At 64.9% G+C, this 16707-nt stretch carries 13 protein-coding genes and 1 pseudogene; 11 read left to right on the forward strand and 3 right to left on the reverse strand.

What is annotated here, in order from left to right:
* The first annotated feature begins 11 nt into the window (after positions 1–11).
* The 9 genes and pseudogenes from benC to E2K99_RS06510 all read left to right on the forward strand — a co-directional run bounded on the left by benC (position 12) and on the right by E2K99_RS06510 (position 10817).
* Positions 12–1037 carry a benzoate 1,2-dioxygenase electron transfer component BenC gene (gene benC / locus E2K99_RS06470; RefSeq protein WP_134221703.1) on the forward strand — a complete coding sequence of 342 codons (1026 nt, stop codon included), beginning with the start codon at positions 12–14 and terminating at the stop codon, positions 1035–1037.
* Positions 1034–1822 carry a benzoate diol dehydrogenase BenD gene (gene benD / locus E2K99_RS06475; protein ID WP_134221704.1) on the forward strand — a complete coding sequence of 263 codons (789 nt, stop codon included), beginning with the start codon at positions 1034–1036 and terminating at the stop codon, positions 1820–1822. Before benC ends, benD begins: the two co-directional genes overlap by 4 nt.
* Positions 1823–1856: 34 nt before the next feature.
* A complete protein-coding gene (locus E2K99_RS06480) occupies positions 1857–2267 on the forward strand; it encodes a RidA family protein (protein WP_134221705.1) in 411 nt (136 codons plus the stop codon).
* 98 nt (positions 2268–2365) lie between these two features.
* A complete protein-coding gene (locus tag E2K99_RS06485; protein ID WP_134221706.1) occupies positions 2366–3733 on the forward strand; it encodes an MFS transporter in 1368 nt (455 codons plus the stop codon).
* 90 nt (positions 3734–3823) lie between these two features.
* Positions 3824–5002: pseudogene (locus E2K99_RS06490) on the forward strand (benzoate/H(+) symporter BenE family transporter); the annotation flags it as partial.
* A gap of 19 nt (positions 5003–5021) precedes the next feature.
* Positions 5022–6293 carry a GTPase gene (locus E2K99_RS06495; protein WP_134221708.1) on the forward strand — a complete coding sequence of 424 codons (1272 nt, stop codon included), beginning with the start codon at positions 5022–5024 and terminating at the stop codon, positions 6291–6293.
* A complete protein-coding gene (locus tag E2K99_RS06500) occupies positions 6290–7843 on the forward strand; it encodes a dynamin family protein (RefSeq protein ID WP_134221709.1) in 1554 nt (517 codons plus the stop codon). The genes E2K99_RS06495 and E2K99_RS06500 overlap by 4 nt, the downstream gene beginning before the upstream one ends.
* 78 nt (positions 7844–7921) lie before the next feature.
* Positions 7922–8866, forward strand: coding sequence for a methyl-accepting chemotaxis protein (locus E2K99_RS26060; RefSeq protein ID WP_134221710.1), 945 nt, complete (start codon positions 7922–7924; stop codon positions 8864–8866).
* Positions 8867–8900: 34 nt separating this feature from the next.
* On the forward strand, positions 8901–10817 hold the full coding sequence (locus E2K99_RS06510) for a sigma-54-dependent Fis family transcriptional regulator (protein WP_134221711.1): 1917 nt from the start codon (positions 8901–8903) through the stop codon (positions 10815–10817).
* A gap of 38 nt (positions 10818–10855) precedes the next feature.
* On the opposite strand, the gene E2K99_RS06515 is transcribed toward E2K99_RS06510, so the two are convergent.
* The 3 genes from E2K99_RS06515 to E2K99_RS06525 all read right to left on the reverse strand — a co-directional run bounded on the left by E2K99_RS06515 (position 10856) and on the right by E2K99_RS06525 (position 15071).
* Complete coding sequence (locus E2K99_RS06515; RefSeq protein WP_134221712.1) at positions 10856–11764, reverse strand: transporter; 909 nt, start codon at positions 11762–11764, stop codon at positions 10856–10858.
* A 69-nt stretch (positions 11765–11833) separates the two neighbouring features.
* Entirely contained in the window at positions 11834–13300 is a 1467-nt protein-coding gene (locus tag E2K99_RS06520) for a benzaldehyde dehydrogenase (protein ID WP_134221713.1), read from the reverse strand.
* 31 nt (positions 13301–13331) lie between these two features.
* On the reverse strand, positions 13332–15071 hold the full coding sequence (locus E2K99_RS06525) for a GMC family oxidoreductase (protein WP_134221714.1): 1740 nt from the start codon (positions 15069–15071) through the stop codon (positions 13332–13334).
* Positions 15072–15419: 348 nt separating this feature from the next.
* On the opposite strand from E2K99_RS06525, the gene E2K99_RS06530 reads away from it, so the two are divergent.
* On the forward strand, positions 15420–15833 hold the full coding sequence (locus E2K99_RS06530) for a hypothetical protein (RefSeq protein WP_039788808.1): 414 nt from the start codon (positions 15420–15422) through the stop codon (positions 15831–15833).
* Positions 15834–16073: 240 nt separating this feature from the next.
* Positions 16074–16703: a DUF5666 domain-containing protein gene (locus tag E2K99_RS06535; RefSeq protein WP_134221715.1), complete on the forward strand. Its 630-nt coding sequence runs from the start codon at positions 16074–16076 to the stop codon at positions 16701–16703.
* The last annotated feature ends 4 nt before the right edge of the window (positions 16704–16707 follow it).

Consider the following 16707-nt stretch of genomic DNA (forward strand, 5'->3'; position numbering starts at 1 on the left):
GGAGACATGACATGAGCAGCTATCGCATCGCCCTCAATTTCGAAGACGGGGTGACCCGCATCATTCAATGCGGTCCCAAGGAAAAAGTCCTGGACGCGGCGTTCCGCCAACGCATCAACCTGCCCATGGATTGCTCCGACGGCGTGTGCGGCACCTGCAAGTGCCGCGCCGAAAGCGGGCAGTACGACCTGGGCGACGACTATATCGACGATGCGCTCAGCAGCGATGAAGCGGAACAAGGCCTGGTGCTGACCTGCCAGATGATCCCGCAATCCGATTGCGTGGTCGCCGTGCCGGTGGCTTCTACCGCCTGCAAGACCGGCAGCGCGAAGTTCGGCGGCAAGGTGGCCGAGGTCACCGCCTTCGGTGAGGCAGCCTTCGAACTGGTGCTGGAGGTGGCGGCCGATGCACCGGCTTTCCTGCCGGGGCAATACGTCAACATCGCCGTGCCGGGCAGCGGCCAGCATCGTTCGTATTCGTTCAGCTCGCCCTCGGGGGCCACGCGCATGAGCTTTCTCATCAAGAACGTGCCGGGTGGCCTGATGAGCGGCTGGCTGGGCAAGGCCGCCACCGGTGATGCGCTGGAGATGACCGGTCCGCTGGGCAGCTTCTACCTGCGTCCGGTCAACAAGCCGGTGCTGATGCTGGCCGGTGGTACCGGGCTGGCGCCGTTCCTGGCGATGTTGGAGGAGATGGTGCAGCAGGGCGTGCAGCACCCGGTCCACCTGATCTACGGTGTGACCCGCGATCAGGATCTGGTGCTGGTGGAGCGTCTGGAAGATCTTGCGCAACGCCTGTCCGGTTTCAGCTTCACCACCTGTGTGGCCGATGCCGCAACGACTCATCCGCGCCAGGGTTACGTGACCCAGCACATGCCGGCCGAGGTGCTGCACGATGGCGCAGTTGATGTCTACCTGTGCGGTCCGCCACCGATGGTGGAGGCGGTGCAGAAGCACTTCCAGGCACAGGGCATCGCCCCGGCCAGTTTCCATTACGAGAAGTTCGTCACCAGCCAGCCTGTGGCGGTGGCGGCATGAGCGCAGCGCTCCCCCGCGCACGCTTCGCCGGCAAGGTGGCCGTGGTCACCGGCGCCGCCCAGGGCATCCTGCGCGGCGTGGCGCTGGGCATCGCGGCTGAAGGTGGCCAGGTGCTGATGGTGGACCGCGCCGGCTTCATTCATGAAGTGGCGATGGAAGCGCCCGAAGGACGGGCCACCGGCTTCGTCGCCGACCTCGAAACCCATGACGGCGCCCAGGCCGCCATGGCCCGCGCCATCGAATTGCATGGCCGCATCGACCTGCTGGTCAACGGCGTGGGCGGGGCCATCCGCATGCGTCCCTTCGCCGAATTCGAAGCCGATCAGATCGATGCCGAGATCCGCCGCTCGCTCATGCCCACCCTCTATGGCTGCCACGCGGTGCTGCCGCACATGCTGCGCGCGGGCCGGGGCACCATCGTCAACGTTTCCTCCAACGCTACGCGCGGCATCCGCCGGGTGCCGTACTCGGCGGCCAAGGGCGGCGTCAATGCCATGACCATGGCACTGGCCATGGAATATGGCGAGCAGGGCATCCGCGTGGTGGCCACCGCCCCCGGCGGCACCCAGGCACCACCACGCCGCGTGCCGCGCAATGCGCAGGGCGACAGCGCGCAGGAACAGGCATGGATGCAGGAGGCCGTGCAGCAGGTGACCGGCTCCACTTTCTTCAAACGCTATGCCACGCTGGAAGAGCAGATCGCACCGATCCTCTTCATGGCTTCCGACGAGGCCAGCTACATCACCGGGGCCGTATTGCCGGTCGCCGGTGGCGACAATGGCTGAGGCCTCTCAATTTTCTTCATTGAACGGAGACACCATGTCTGAACGCCAGGCCATCATTCCCGAGGGAATGGAAGAGGTCTACGAAAAAATCGGTTATGCCCCCGGCGTATTGGTCGGCGATGTTCTCTACGTCTCCGGCCAGATCGGACGCGGTCCCGACATGCAACTGGTGGAGCCGCGCGAAGCCCAGATCGTGCAGGCCTTCGAGAACCTCAAGCGAGTACTGGAGAAGGCCGGCGGTACCCTGGACGACATCGTCGATCTCTCTACCTTCCATACCGACATGCGCGATTTGCCCTTGTTCATCAAGGTGCGCAACCGCTACCTGAACGCCTATCCGCTGCCGGCCTGGACGGCGATTGGCGCGCACATGCTCGGCGGTGCGCCGGGCTACATCATCGAGATCAAGGCGGTGGCGCATCTGCGCAAGAAGGGACAGGCCTGACCCGCACAGGATTACTGCAAGAAAAACGCCGGGCATAACAAACACAAGAACACAAAACAACGCCAATCCCGCAAGACAAACGACAACGGAGGAGACCCATGAAGACCCAGGAAGTGAGCCAGATCATCGATGGCGCGCGTTTCACGCAATTCCACTGGATGGTGATGTGCCTGTGCGCATTGCTGCTGGTGTTCGACGGTTATGACCTGTTCATCTACGGCGCCGTGCTGCCGGTGCTGATGAAGGAGTGGTCCCTGTCGCCGGTGCAGGCCGGCGCGCTGGGCAGCTATGCGCTGTTCGGCATGATGTTCGGCGCCTTCGTCTTCGGCCCGCTGGCCGACCGCATCGGCCGCAAGAAGGGCGTGGCGATCAGCTTCGTGCTCTTCAGCGTCTCCACCTTCCTGAGCGGCTTTGCCACTTCGCCCGGTGAGTTTGGCATTTTCCGTTTCCTCGCCGGCCTCGGCTGTGGCGGCCTGATGCCCAATGCCGTGGCGCTGATGAATGAATACGCGCCCAAGCGCCTGCGCAGTACCCTGGTGGCCATCATGTTCAGCGGCTATTCGCTGGGCGGCGTGCTGTGCGCGGGCCTGGGTATCTGGATGCTGCCCAACTTCGGCTGGCAATCGATGTTCTTCGCCGCCGCCGTACCGCTGGTGCTGCTGCCGGTGATCCTGTGGAAGCTGCCGGAATCGGTCGGCTTCCTGCTGCGTGCGGGCAAGCAGGAACAGGCCCGTGCCATGCTGGCGCAGGTCGCGCCGCAAGCGGCGCTGGGTGCCGATGTGCAGCTCGTGCAGAGCGATGCCAAGGGCTCCGGTGCACCGATGCTGGACTTGTTCAAGCAGGAGCGCACCCTCGGCACGCTGATGATCTGGATCGCCTTCTTCTGCTGCCTGCTGATGGTCTATGCGCTGGGTTCGTGGCTGCCCAAGCTGATGGCCAGCGCCGGTTACAGCCTGGGGTCGTCGCTGTCCTTCCTGCTGGCGCTCAACTTCGGCGGCGTGGTCGGTGCCATCGGCGGCGGCTGGCTGGGTGACCGCTTTACCTTGCCCAAGGTGGTGGTCAGCTTCTTCGCGGTCGGCACGGTGGCCATTGCGCTGCTCGGCTTCAACAGCCCGACCCCGGTGCTGTACCTGCTCATCATCGTGGCCGGTGCCACCACCATCGGCACGCAGATCCTGTTGTATGCCAATACGGCCCAGTTCTATCCGCTGGCGATCCGCTCCACGGGTCTCGGCTGGGCTTCCGGTGTGGGCCGCTCGGGCGCCATCGTCGGTCCCTTGCTGGGCGGTGCATTGATGGCGGCCGCGCTGCCGCTGAAGATGAATTTCCTGGTCTTCGCCGTACCGGGACTGGTCGCCGCACTGGCCATCGGCATCTTCCTGCTGCGCTATCGTCATGGCCAGCGTGCAGTGGCAGCGGAGACTGCGCCGACCGTGACCGCCACGCCGATCTCGCGCAGCGTTTAAGATCGTAGCCGGTCAAGCCGGTCCGGCACCTGGCGGAGCGATCCACGGGGGCCGGACCTTTCGTGCGTTCGTGTAGTTGCATTTCGCAAGGAAGCTTCGATGGTTCAACGACATGGCTCGCTCACTGCGTGGGTGGCGGGTTTTCTGGCAGTCCTGATTTCCTATGCCGGTCCGCTGGTGATTTTCGTGCAGGCGGCCCATGCGGGCCAAGTGCCGCAATCACAACTGGTGTCCTGGGTGTGGGGCATCTCCATGGGGGCGGGCGTGAGCGGCCTGCTGCTGAGCTGGTGGTTCAGGATGCCCATCATCACGGCCTGGTCAGCACCGGGGACGGCGCTGCTGCTGAGCCTTTTTCCCGGAGTGGGCATGCCGGAAGTGGTAGGGGCCTACCTGATGGCGGCCGTGATCCTGATCGTCATCGGCGTGACCGGCTGCTTTGAAAAAATTCTCGCCTTCATCCCCAAGGGCATTGCGGCCGGCATGATGGCCGGCATCCTGTTTCAGTTCGGGGTGCAGGCCTTTCGCTCCAGCGTGGGCGCGCCGCTGATGGTGTTTGCCATGCTGGCCGCCTATCTCGCAGGACGCCGCTGGTGGCCGCGCTACGGCATCGTGGTGGTGGCACTGACCGGTTTCGCAGTGGCCTTTGCCGGCGGCCGCACCGAACTGGGAGCCCTCCACCTGGAGTTGGCGCAGCCGGTCTTCATTGCCCCGCACTTCAGCATTGGCATGTTCTTCAGCCTGACGGTGCCGCTGGTATTGGTGAGCCTGACCGGCCAGTTCCTGCCGGGCATGGCGGTGCTGCAGCTGGCGGGCTACCATCCGCCCACGCGCGCCGTGGTCACCGGTACTGCGCTGGCCTCGCTGCTGACGGCCTGCTTCGGCGGCATCACCATCGTGCTGGCCGCCATCACGGCCGCGCTCTGTACCGGCAAGGATGCGCATCCGGAACCGGGCCGGCGCTATATCGCCGGTATTGCCAATGGCGTGTTCTATCTCATCGGCGGCACCTTTGCGGCGTCCATCGTGACGCTGTTTGCCGCCTTTCCCAAGGAACTGATCGCGGCCCTGGCCGGGCTGGCACTGATCGGTGCCATCGTGTCCAACATCCGCCTGATGAGCGAAGACGGCAGCCATGCCGAGCCCGCCGTCATCACCTTCCTGGCCACAGCCTCCGGCATGACCCTGTACGGACTGGGCGCGGCCTTCTGGGGCGTGGTCATCGGCATGGCCGCGCACTGGCTGATCGGCCGTCCCGCGCAGAAAAAATGAAAAACATGGAGACCCCCCAATGACCCCTCAGCATGACTCCTTCGACCCGCTCGCCAGCGAAGTCCTGGCCGTGGTACCGGGCCGCGCGCATGACCTGGCACGCCTGCGCGTGCTGGCACAAGTGCAGGCCGCACCGACCGTGACGGTGGTCGGCAAGTACAACCACGGCAAGAGCCGCCTGCTCAACGAACTGATGGGGCGTGACGTGTTTGCGGTGGCCGACCGGCGTGAGACGGTCATGCTGTCCGAACACCATCACGCCGAACTGCGCTGGCTGGATGCGCCTGGGCTGGACGCCGACGTCGCCCTGCAGGATGACAGCCATGCCCAGGAAGCCACCTGGCTGCAGGCCGATGTGCGCCTGTTCGTGCATGCGGCGAAGGAAGGCGAACTGGATGCGGCCGAACGCCATCTGTTGCAGGCCCTGCGCGAAGACCAGCAGCGCACGCGGCGGCAGACGCTGTTCGTGCTCACGCAGGTGGACCAGATGAGCGATGACGAGCAACTGGCCAAGGTCAGCGCCGCCATCCTTGCGCAGGCACCGGGGCTCACGCTGCATCCGGTGTCCTCCACGCGGCATCGCAGTGGCGTGGAAGGCGGCAAGTCGCTGCTGCTGCAGCGGAGCGGCATTCCGGCGCTGCAGGGCTTGCTGCGTGAAGTGGTGGAGCAGGTGCCGGGTGCGCGCCGACATGAGCGCAATCTGCTCTTCACCGAGATTGGCCAGCAGGTACGGCAGGAACAAGCTGCGCTGGAGAGCGGGCTGCACACGCTGCGCCAGCGCCAGCAGCAGCAACGCCAGGATTTCGAGCAAGGGCTGCAGGCCGTGCTGGAAAAAGTGCGTCAGGATCTGCTGCCGATCGTCGAGTTTCAGGGGGACGATCCCGCGCTGGTACCCGATACCGCCGCCGACGAATTCAAGCTCACCGCCGGCAAGCGCGAGCGGGCGCGCATTCACGTCGCTTATTCACGCGCCTGCATCGCCATTCGTGCGCACCTGATCCAGCATGGCGTGGAAGGTCTGCCGGCCAGCCAGCAGACCTCGGTGGCCAGCCTCGATACGGTGATGGTGGCGGTGCTGGGCATCTCCATCAAATACCGCGCCGACCTGCGCCGCCGTTTCTGTGAACCGGCAGGGCAGGCGCAATTGAAAGAGGCCTTCCTGCACTACTACGAACTGTCGGAAGACCGCCAGGCGCTGCAACAGCAGATCGCCATCGGCCAGGCCGAGCTGCACGCGCACCAACGCGCGCAGCAGGCGCTGGCACGGCTGCGCGAAGGAGAGGGCGCATGAGTCGCGAAGAACAGCGTTTCATCGACTCCATCGGCCGCACCGGCCAGGGCGAGGCCGACCTGCAGCCGGTGCTGTCTGCATTGCGTGATTGGCTCGCGGCGCTGGCGCAGGCCTTTGAAGCTGCCCCGCTGCCGGCCAGCGGCCTGCAGTCGGCCAGCCCCATGGCGCGCCGTATGGCGGCCTTGCACGAAGAGCGGATCCACCAGGCGCGCTGCCGCGAGGAGCAATGGATTGCCCTCGCTCCCGCCCGTGCGCTGGCCCAGCGTTTCGAGGGCAAGCTCATGCTGCTGGTGTTCGGCAAGTTCAATGCCGGTAAAAGCTCGCTATGCAACTTTCTCGCGCAACGCTTCCGCGAGCGCCAGCAGGCGGTGCAGTATTTCCATCTGCAGGACGGGGCGCTGGTGGAGAGTGAAGATCCTTTCCATGAAGGCGCTACCGAAACCACGGCGCGCCTGCAGGGCGTCTGCCTCGGCGACGGGCTGGTGCTGCTGGACACCCCCGGCCTGCATTCGGCCACCGGCGAGAATGCGGCGCTCACGCAGCGTTTCCTCGACAGCGCCGATGCGGTGCTGTGGTTGACCAGTTCGACTTCGCCGGGACAGGTGCAGGAGCTCGATGAACTGGCGCGTGAACTGCGCCGTGGCAAGCCGCTGCTGCCGGTGCTCACGCGCAGCGACGTCATCGATGAGGATGAGGTGGATGGCCGGATCGTCAAATGTCTGCGCAACAAATCCGATGCCAACCGCGCCGACCAGGAAGCTGACGTCCGTGCCCGCGCCGCCGACAAGTTGCAATCGCTGGGTGTGGCGCTGCATCAGCTGAAGGCTCCCGTATCGGTGTCCGCCTATGTGGCCCGCACGGCCGGTGCGGATGCCGAAGCGATGCGCGGTGCCGGTTTCGAGCGCCTGTATGCCGCACTGTCGGACCTGCTGGCACCGGCCCTGGCCTATCGCGACCGCAAGCCGGCCGAAGTGTTGCTGCACCATCTGCAGGAAGCGGTACTGGCCCCTCTGCAAGGGCAGACCCTGCCCGCGCTGCGGGGCTTGCAGCAGTTGGTGCAGAGCGAACTGCAAGCACTGCCCGCCAGTCGCGCACGCATCGTGCAACTGGCCTGGCGCGAGGTGATGCCGGGCCTGCCGGCCTTGCTGGAGCAGCACGCTGGCACGGGCGATGTGGCCGCTGTACTGGCCAGCCTGCAAGCATCATTGATGCACGCCTTCGAGCGCCACGCGCGCGCCGTACTGGACAGCCATGTGCTGTCCGCACCGGCCCCGGTGGCGCTGGTCCTGCCTGCGGGCAGCGGCTATGAACGCATTGCCGACGATTTGCCGCCGTCCTACGAGAAACTGTACGAAGCGCTGAGTCAAAGTGTACTGGCGGCCTTGGAGCAACTGGCCGATGAAGTGGCCGGGCACTGTACTGCCCGGTTGGCGGCACTGTCTGATGCGGTGTCCGTGCAGCGCGCTCTCATCGACGAGCACGCGCGGCGTTTGCAGCAGCTGGAAAGCGGCCTGCGCGCTGCACCGCCGGAGGTGCTTGGCACGCCTTGAAGCGTCCCGGCGCAAATCACGGAATCAAAACAATAAATGCATGCGCACGCATGCAAATGAGCAACAGAGGAGATCAACATGCGGATGCATCTTGTCAAATGGGCCTGCGTGGCCTTGTCGGTCGTGGTCACGGCAGCGGCCAGCTGGAGCCTGTTCAATACCGCGCGCGGTGTGGCTGAAGAAGTGCTGGCAGCCTTGTTGCCACTGGCCATGGCGGCCATCGCCTTGATCGGCACGCGGCGACCATCGGTAACGATCAAGGTGCCGGAACAGGTTCTGCTGGCCAATACCGAACTGGCCACAAGTGAACTGGCCGCCCCCTTGCCCGCAGTACCGTACGCGTATCCTGTGACGCCGCAAGCCTTGCAAGTGCTCCACGGGCTGGTGCAGGATCTGAGCAGCCTGCTTGACCGCACCATCGCCGACATGGCGCGTGCCGGTGTAGTGGCCAAGCAGTCGGGGGGCAGCGTCGATCGCGCGGTGGCCGCAGTCGAGCAGACCGTGCGATCAGTGGCTGCCATCAGCAGCTACATCGAAACATCGCTGTCGACCTATCGCTCGCTGGCCGGGCAGGCAGCCACCATCGGCGGCATCGTCGATACCATCCACGAGATCGCCAGTCAGACCAATCTGCTGGCCCTGAACGCGGCCATCGAAGCGGCGCGCGCCGGCGAGAGCGGGCGCGGCTTTGCGGTGGTGGCCGCCGAGGTCAAACGCCTGGCGGGTCGGGTTGGCCAGTCCAGCAAGGAGATCGGCAAGATTGCCAGCTCGCTGAGCCAGTCCTCCGGCGCTGCCCTGCGTGAGGCCGAGCGCGCCGCAACGCTGGCCACACAGGGGCGCGGCAGTGCCGGCCTGGCGCATGAGGCCATGAGCGAAGTCATCGACGGCGCGCGCAAGCGCGTGGCCATCGTGGGGGGCATCAATGAGGCGCTGGCGCGTCAATCCGACGTGGCCGCCGCATTGGCATTGCAAACGCAAGGTTTGCTGCCGAGCGCCGGATTGCAGGCGGTCCCGCAGGCTTGATTGGTAGCGCTGCATCCCATCCCTTGGAGACACCATGACCGAGTTCGCCCATCTGCCTTCGGCTGCACTGGCCGAGTCTGAACGCATCCGTACCGCACGCCGCCTGTTCTTCGAGGAAGGCACGCTGCCCAGCGGTCTGGTGCCCGATGCCGTGCTGCGCTCGTGGCAGCGCTGCCAGGGCGTTGGCTACCGGACTGGCGAGGCGGTCAGCTTCGATCCGGTCCAGCCCAGCGTGGTGTCGTCCTTGTGTGAACGCAGCCATGACCTGATCGAGGCGGCTCGCCCTGAATTCGAACGGCTGGCACGTGTGCTGGGCGAGGGGGCTTACGGTTTGTTGCTGACCGATGCCGACGGCCATGCGGTGGCCGTGCACGGCCCGCTGCAACACTGTGACGAATTGATCCGGCGTGCGTTGCGCCCGGGTGTGAACCTGGCCGAGGCACGCATCGGCACCAGCGCCATGAGTACCGCCATGGCCGAGGGACAGGCCATCGGCGTGTTCGGACAAGAACATTTCTTTGCCCAGCATGGCAGCTTCCAGTGCGCCGCCGCACCCATCTACGGCGTGCAGGGCGAACTGCGTGGTACCATCGATGTCACGCGCGATACGCCCTTGCCCCAGTTCGGTGTGCTCTCGCTGATGCAGGACAGCGCCAGCGTCATCGAAGCCACGCTGCTGCGCGCAGTACCGGCGCGACTGCGGGTGCGGATGTGCTGGTACCACGGCGCGTTGGGCGGGCTGGGCAATGCCATGATGGCCTTTGGCGCAGATGGCGAAGTCGTGGCCGCCAATCAGGCGGCGCGCCGCCTGCTGGACTTGCGCAGCGAAATAAGGGGATTGCATCACGATGATGTGTTCCAAGGCCGCTTTTCGGAACTGGTGGATCGCCTCGGCCATCAGCCGCTGCTGCCATGGCGTTTGCGCTCCGGGCTCACGCTGACCATGGCACCGCTGGATACACCGCGGCCGGCGCGCCCGGCCGCGTTCCAGCCTGCAAGTCCACCGGTTGCGCTGGCCCCTGCTGCCGCGCTCCCCGAATTCGGGGATGAAGAGGTGGCGCGTGCCCTGCCACGGGCAGTGCGCGCGCTCGATGCCGGACTGCCGGTACTGATCCTCGGTGAATCGGGCAGTGGCAAGGAGGTCGCGGCTCAGGCTTTGCATCGAAGCAGCCGCCTGCGGGAGGGCCCCTTCGTGGCGATCAATTGCGGCGCCATTCCGCGCGAGCTGATCGAGGGCGAACTGTTCGGTCACACCGACGGTGCCTTTACCGGGGCGCGACGCGGCGGGGCCAAGGGCAAGCTGGAACAGGCCGATGGTGGCACGCTGTTCCTGGACGAGATCGGCGACATGCCGCTGGAATTGCAGACGCGCCTGCTGCGCGTGCTGGAGACGCGCGAGGTCACGCGCCTGGGCGGCACCGGCAGCCGCAAGCTGGAGTTTCAATTGCTCAGTGCCACGCACCAGCCACTGGATCAGTGGGTGGCGCAAGGGCGTTTTCGGGCCGACCTGCTGTTCCGCCTGGATGGACTGCGCTTGCCCTTGCCACCCTTGCGTCAACGCGGGCAGTTGCATCGCTTGCTGACGGTCCTGCTGGCCGACGAAGGACTGCATGAAGCGCAACTGGAAGCGGAATGCCTGCAACACCTGCTGCAATTGCCCTGGCCGGGCAACTGCCGCCAGTTGCGTGCCGCCTTGCGGCTGGCACGGGTGATCGCCGAGCCGGGTGAGCTGATAGGTCGGCAGCATCTGCCGGCAGAGCTGCGCCAGCCCTGCGCCGAGTTCGCCCCGCCCGCCGCGATGAATCAGCAAGCGGGCGTTTCCTTGCGCCAGCATCATCAAGCCTTGCTGGCCGCGACCCTGGAGGAGGTGCAAGGCAATGTGTCGGCAGCGGCCCAGCGCCTGGGCGTGAATCGCTCCACGTTGCATCGCTGGATGAAGAAATCGCGCTGATCGCGCAAGGCGACGATCAGCGCGTACGGCTTCAGGCTTCAGAACACTTTGGCGATGCGCAGGTTGATGCGATTGGATTCCTTGGCACCGTTCTCCACCTGGATGGACTGCCCATACTGCACCATCAGTTGTACCGTCGGGGCGACGAACGTGGAGAAGCCCGCTTGCAGGCGTCCATTGTTCATGCGGTCATTTTGCGCGACGCCATTGAGCTTGGTCGCCCCGCCGAAATCCTGGTACCACGACAGTGCCAGTGACGTCGTCGGCGAGAACATGTAGCGCAGGTGCGTTTGCAGGCCATAGGAAGCGTCCTGTTCGCGCTTGAGTCCGAGGAAGTTGGTGTTGTCGCCATAGACGGCATATTCACCGATCACATCCAGCATGAAATTGGCCGGCAAGGCCGTGACGTAGCCCAATTGGAAGATCCCTTTCCAACGGTTTTCGCCCACGTTGACCGGTCCCTTGCTGCCATCGTAATTGCCCGCCGGTACTGCGACGAAGGCCGATACGCCCAGCCAGCGCTGTTGCTGCTGCTGGTTCAGCAACCACAGGGTCCCGCCCACCAGCGGATCGCCTACCCCGCTGGCCGAGACCGGCTTGAGCGGCCCGAAGGCGGTCTGCAGATCGACCTTGCCGAAGGGGATGATGATTTGCGGATCGATGGTGTAATCGCCCACTTGCATGAAGTGGACGAAACGTGCCAGGCCGATGTCAGTCACCAGCCTGAAGTCGCCTGCCGTGCGGTTGCCGTTCGCATAGTTGGCATTGCGCTCGGTGTGCTGGCCGTACAGCAGGGCCAGGTTGGCACCGGCGGGTAGAGCCGCATAGTCGCCCGGATCGGTGGCGATTTCAGCGGCCGCGGCGCTGCCGGCCGAGAAGGTCAAGGCGCTGGCGGCGGCCAGCAGGGCGCGCCGCAGCGGGCGGACGCGAGGGTGAAGGGCTTGCATGGAATGGTCTCCTGGTTATCGTTGTGATGGGGTGCTGCACTCGTGCATGCGTGGTATTCAGAAGGGATTTCAGAAGGGATACTGAATCGGCTGGTCCATGATGCTGATCCACTGGCTTTGGGTGAATTCATGCACGCTGGCCGGGCCACCGAAGCGGCTGGCATTGCCGGAATCTCCCATGCCGCCGAAGGGCACCTGAAATTCGTTGTTCACCGTCTGATCATTGATGTGCACCATGCCGCAGCGCAGCTGGCGGCCCAGTGCCGTGGCGCGTGCCACGTCACGGCTGTGCACGGCGGCAGCCAGGCCATAGGGGCTGCCATTGACCAGCGCGATGGCCTGGCGTTCGTCGTCGAAGACGGTAATTGGCGCCACGGGGCCGAACAATTCCTCGTGATACACCGGCATCTCGGGTGTGACGCCGGCCAGCACGGTGGGCGCATAGAACAGCTCATCGTAGTGGCCGCCCGCGAGCAGGGTGGCGCCCGCTGCGATACTCTGTGTGACCAGTCCGTGCAGGCGGTCACGCTGGCGCGCATTGATCAGCGGGCCCAGATGAACCTGCCCCCGGTACGGGTCGCCCACATGCAGTGCCTTGGCGCGGGCCGCCAGTTTTTCGGCATAGAGCGCCGCCACCGAGCGATGCACCAGATGGCGGCCGGCCTGCATGCAGATCTGTCCCTGATGCAGGAAGGAGGCCCAGGCGCCGTTGGAGGCGGCGGCATCCAGATCGGCATCGGCCAGTACCACTTGCGCATTGTTGCCGCCCAGTTCCAGAGCCACCTTCTTGAGCGATTGTCCGCAGTGCTGGCCGATGGCGCGGCCCACTGCGGTCGAGCCGGTGAATGCGATCATGCCGACCTGCGCATGGGCCACCAGCGCCTGTCCCGCTGCCGGCCCACCGGGAATCACGTGCAGTACGCCTTGTGGCAGGCCGGCGAGCTCGAACAGGCGCGCCAGCAACAGGCCGCCACAGACTGCGCTCTGGGTGTCAGGCTTGAGTACAACCGCATTGCCCAGCGCCAGCGCCGGTGCCACTGAACGCAGTGACAGCAGCAGCGGGAAATTCCATGGGGAAATCACGCCGACCACTCCGATGGGAATCTGCCGCCACTGGTTGCTGCGACCGGGCAGGGACGAGGGGAACAGCAAGCCGTCGGGCTGCATCGGCAGTGCCGCCGCCATGTGCAGCTGTTCGCAGCATTGCGCCAGTTCCCATTGGGCCTTGGCGGTGGTGGAACCGCATTCGCGCACGTTCCAGCGATTGAATTCTTCGGCATGCAGTTGCATGAGTCGCGCCGCTTCGCGCAGGATGCGTGCACGTTCGCTGAAAGTGATGGCGGCCCAGGCCGGTTGGGCCGTCGCCGCGCTGGTGACGGCGCGGTCGATGTCGTCGGCATTGCCGATGCCGGTGGCGGCCAGCGCTGCTCCGGTGGCCGGTTCGATCACGTCGGCGTGGCCGCCGGCGGCGCTGGTCCAGCCATCGGACCAGATCTTGCCGTGCCAGTGCTGGTCGCTGTCAAAGAGGGTATGCATGGTGTCCTTTGTGTCTGTGAAGGTCAGTAGATCAGGCTTGCTTGAGGATCTCGGCCATCCGTTCGCCGATGATCATGCAGGGGGCCATGGTGTTGCCGGTGGTCACGCGCGGCATGATGGAGCCATCCGCCACGCGCAGGCCGTCGATGCCGTAGACGCGCAACTGGCTGTCGACCACGGCCATCTGGTCGCGTCCCATCTTGCAGGTGCCGGTCTCGTGCCAGTAGGTGAGGGCGGCGTCGCGCACGAAGCTCTCCATCTGTTTGGGAGAGAGCGGGCCCGGCATCACCTCGCGCTTGGCATAGGCGCGCAACTCGGCCTCGTTGCCGATCTCGCGGCACAGCTCGACGGCGCGCACCAGCGCCTTGACGTCAGCCGGATCGGAGAGGAAGTTGGCGTGGATCTTGAGACGGTCACGCGGATCCGCCGATTGCAGTTCCAGATGACCGCGGCTCTTGGGTTGTACCAGGCCCGGCGCGATCGACCATGCGGCCTGCGGTACCTGATACTGCTTGGCCGTCGCCTCGGAAGTGAACGGTATCTCGATCTGGAACGGCTGCAGGTCGGGCGAGGCCAGCTTGCTGTCACTCTTCCAGAAGAAGGTACATTCGGCCAGATTGTTGCGGGGTGCCTCGGGCGTGTTGTATTCCCACAGGCAGCCGCCGAGCAGGATGTGATCCATGAAATTGCGACCGACGCCAGCAAGAGCATGGCGCACCGGTACGCCGGCCCGTCGCAGCATGGTTTCGTCCCCGATGCCGGAGAGCATCAGCAGCTTGGGCGAGTTCAGCGCACCGGCCGAGAGGATCACTTCGCGGCGGGCACCGATGCGACGCTGCCGGCCCTGCCAGTTCAACTCCACACCCGTGGCACGCTTGCCCGACAGCGTCAGGCGCTGCACTTCGGCCCGGGTCAGTACGGTGAGATTCTTGCGCTGCATGACCGGGTGCAGGTAATGCGAAGCCATGTTGCGGCGACGGCCATCCTTGATGGAGGTGTTGGCGATGGCGCATCCGCCGGGGCCTTCCATCATGGCGCCGTTGTGATCCTCGAAGGAGGGGATGCCGATGGCCGCAGCGGCGCGCTTCATGGCCGGGGCGATGGGATTGGGGGCCTTGGCCGGCTGGACCCAGACGTTGCCGCCCTGACCGCGATAGGCTGGATCGGGGGCGCCCTGCCAGTCCTCGATGCGCTTGTAGATGGCCAGTACGTGATCGTAATTCCAGGCCGCATCTCCTGCCTCGGCCGCCCAGTGGTCATAGTCGCTCTTGTGGCCGCGGGCGTAGGCCATGACGTTGATGCTGCTGCCACCACCGATGGCGCGGCCCATCGCCAGGCTCAGGGTGCGCTGATGAAGGTGGCGCTGCGGCAGCGACTTGTCGCCCCATTCGCGCTCGGTCCCGAGATTGGTGAACCAGACGCCCGGGTCAAGGATGCTGGGTGCATCATCGCTGCCGCCCGCCTCCAGCAGCAACACGCTGAGGTCAGGATTTTCCGACAGGCGGCTGGCAATCACGCAGCCAGAGGAACCCGCGCCGACCACGATGTAATCGTACTGGTCTTGCAGCGTGCTGGCGCGTTCGGCCTGGTTGGTGGCGATGGCCTCGGCCTGCTGCGCCATGCTCTCGATGGCGGAGGTGCCCAGGCCCAGGGCCGCTGCCAGTTTCATGAAATGACGGCGATCGATCTTGCCGTGCATCAGCGCCTGTTCCAGCGCATTGATGCGATCGCCATGGGCGAGGTCGTCCCCGCCAGTGGATGGGATGTGCATGAAGTCTCCAGTTCTTGGTCTCTTGGATTGCGTCCGGAATGACGCAATGACCGATCAATGGCAAGAGGTGTGCCAAACTCATCGATGGCGTGTGACGGTCTGCAAGTCATTGAAAGAAAAGACTTTTATTTTTTGTCGCAGAAGCGGTGGCAGCACCGGGAGTGATGCAAATTGCGCCAGTGGCGACGTCACCGACGCAGCTTGCGTCAGCCGATGGAATCTTTTGCGACCGACGCCGTCTGCATTAAGTCTTCCTTAATTTTTCAGTTTTACAGTTAGTCCGTCGGATCTCCCGGCAGTCCGCACCAGCGGCAGCGCTTTCATCCTGAACCACGACAAGGAGCCATCATGGACATCAACAAGATCACCGCCATCAGCGCCATCGTCTTCGGCCTCGCCGGCATGGCGGCACCCCTGACCCACGCCCAGGACATGCAGGGCACGGTCGCCTACATGAACGGCGGCATCGGTGCCGGCGAGCAGGCCAAGCTGCGTGAAGCGGCCAAGGACTACAACTTGCGCCTGCTGTTCTCGGAAGCCAAGGACGGCGCCTATGTCAGCAACGTCAAGCTGGACGTGGCCGACCTTCACGGCAAGAGCGTCTTCAGCCTGGCCACCGCCGGTCCCATGACCAACCTCAAGCTGCCCAAGGGCGAATACGAAATCACTGCCGTCTACAACGGCGTCAAGAAGACCACCAAGGTCAGCGTGGGTGAGAAGCCCGTTTCGCTGAGCTTCAACTGGGCGCATCAGGACAACTGAGTCCCGGCGCATTCATCGGCCAGTCATTGGCCATCCGTCGGTCATTTCCAGACCGTCGACCCAGTCCCTCCGAACCTCACCCATAGCCCGCCTCGCTGAGCGGGCTATGGGTACTTGCGCGCGGTCTGCCAAGGCGCGAGAAGAATGACATTTTTGTCATTGAAATGTCATTCGAATGACGTTTCGGCTTGCCTAGAATCAGGCTCCCCCTTCAAAAATCGTCTTTCAGGACCATATCTCATGATCAACACAACTCTGCCCCGTCTCCTCCGTGGCGCGCTGATCCCGGCGCTGCTTGCCAGTTATCTGATCGGGTCGTCGGCCATGGCGCAGACGCCGCCGCAGGTCGGCATTCGCGGCAGCATCGTCTCGGTCGGCAAGGATCAACTGGTAGTCAAGACCAACAAGGGTGCCGAGCAGAACGTGGCCCTCGACAAGGACACCCGCGTGGCCGCCATCTCGATTGCCGACATCAACGACATCAAGCCCGGCAGCTACATCGGCGCAGCCGGCATCCCGCAGCCGGACGGCTCCCAGAAGGCGCTGGAAGTGCACGTCTTCCCGCCAGCCATGGCCGGTACCGGCGACGGCCATCGTCCCTTCGACCTGGCGCCCAACAGCACCATGACCAATGGCACCGTGGGTGACGTGGTGGCCAGCCAGGGCCGCACCCTGACCCTGAAATACAAGGGCGGCGAGAAGAAGATCGTGGTGCCCGAGGATGTGCCCGTGGTCAGCATCGAAGCCGGTGATCGCTCGCTGCTGGCCGCTGGCGTCAAGGTGGTGGTGCGCGCCCGCAAGAACGCCGATGGCAGCCTGACCGCCAACAGCGTGAGCGCCGGCAAGAACGGCATCACCCCGCCGATGTAAGCAG

This window comes from Herbaspirillum huttiense (genome assembly GCF_004367745.1).
GTDB lineage: Bacteria > Pseudomonadota > Gammaproteobacteria > Burkholderiales > Burkholderiaceae_D > Herbaspirillum > Herbaspirillum huttiense.

Bases quoted from the DNA above. Each gene is read 5' to 3' on its own strand.
- E2K99_RS06520 (WP_134221713.1), bottom strand. From the start codon at position 13,300: ATGCATACCCTCTTTGACAGCGACCAGCACTGGCACGGCAAGATCTGG.
- E2K99_RS06535 (WP_134221715.1), top strand. From the start codon at position 16,074: ATGATCAACACAACTCTGCCCCGTCTCCTCCGTGGCGCGCTGATCCCG.
- E2K99_RS06515 (WP_134221712.1), bottom strand. From the start codon at position 11,764: ATGCAAGCCCTTCACCCTCGCGTCCGCCCGCTGCGGCGCGCCCTGCTG.
- E2K99_RS06510 (WP_134221711.1), top strand. From the start codon at position 8,901: ATGACCGAGTTCGCCCATCTGCCTTCGGCTGCACTGGCCGAGTCTGAA.
- E2K99_RS06500 (WP_134221709.1), top strand. From the start codon at position 6,290: ATGAGTCGCGAAGAACAGCGTTTCATCGACTCCATCGGCCGCACCGGC.
- E2K99_RS06480 (WP_134221705.1), top strand. From the start codon at position 1,857: ATGTCTGAACGCCAGGCCATCATTCCCGAGGGAATGGAAGAGGTCTAC.
- E2K99_RS06525 (WP_134221714.1), bottom strand. From the start codon at position 15,071: ATGCACATCCCATCCACTGGCGGGGACGACCTCGCCCATGGCGATCGC.
- E2K99_RS26060 (WP_134221710.1), top strand. From the start codon at position 7,922: ATGCGGATGCATCTTGTCAAATGGGCCTGCGTGGCCTTGTCGGTCGTG.
- E2K99_RS06495 (WP_134221708.1), top strand. From the start codon at position 5,022: ATGACCCCTCAGCATGACTCCTTCGACCCGCTCGCCAGCGAAGTCCTG.
- benD (WP_134221704.1), top strand. From the start codon at position 1,034: ATGAGCGCAGCGCTCCCCCGCGCACGCTTCGCCGGCAAGGTGGCCGTG.
- E2K99_RS06530 (WP_039788808.1), top strand. From the start codon at position 15,420: ATGGACATCAACAAGATCACCGCCATCAGCGCCATCGTCTTCGGCCTC.
- E2K99_RS06485 (WP_134221706.1), top strand. From the start codon at position 2,366: ATGAAGACCCAGGAAGTGAGCCAGATCATCGATGGCGCGCGTTTCACG.
- benC (WP_134221703.1), top strand. From the start codon at position 12: ATGAGCAGCTATCGCATCGCCCTCAATTTCGAAGACGGGGTGACCCGC.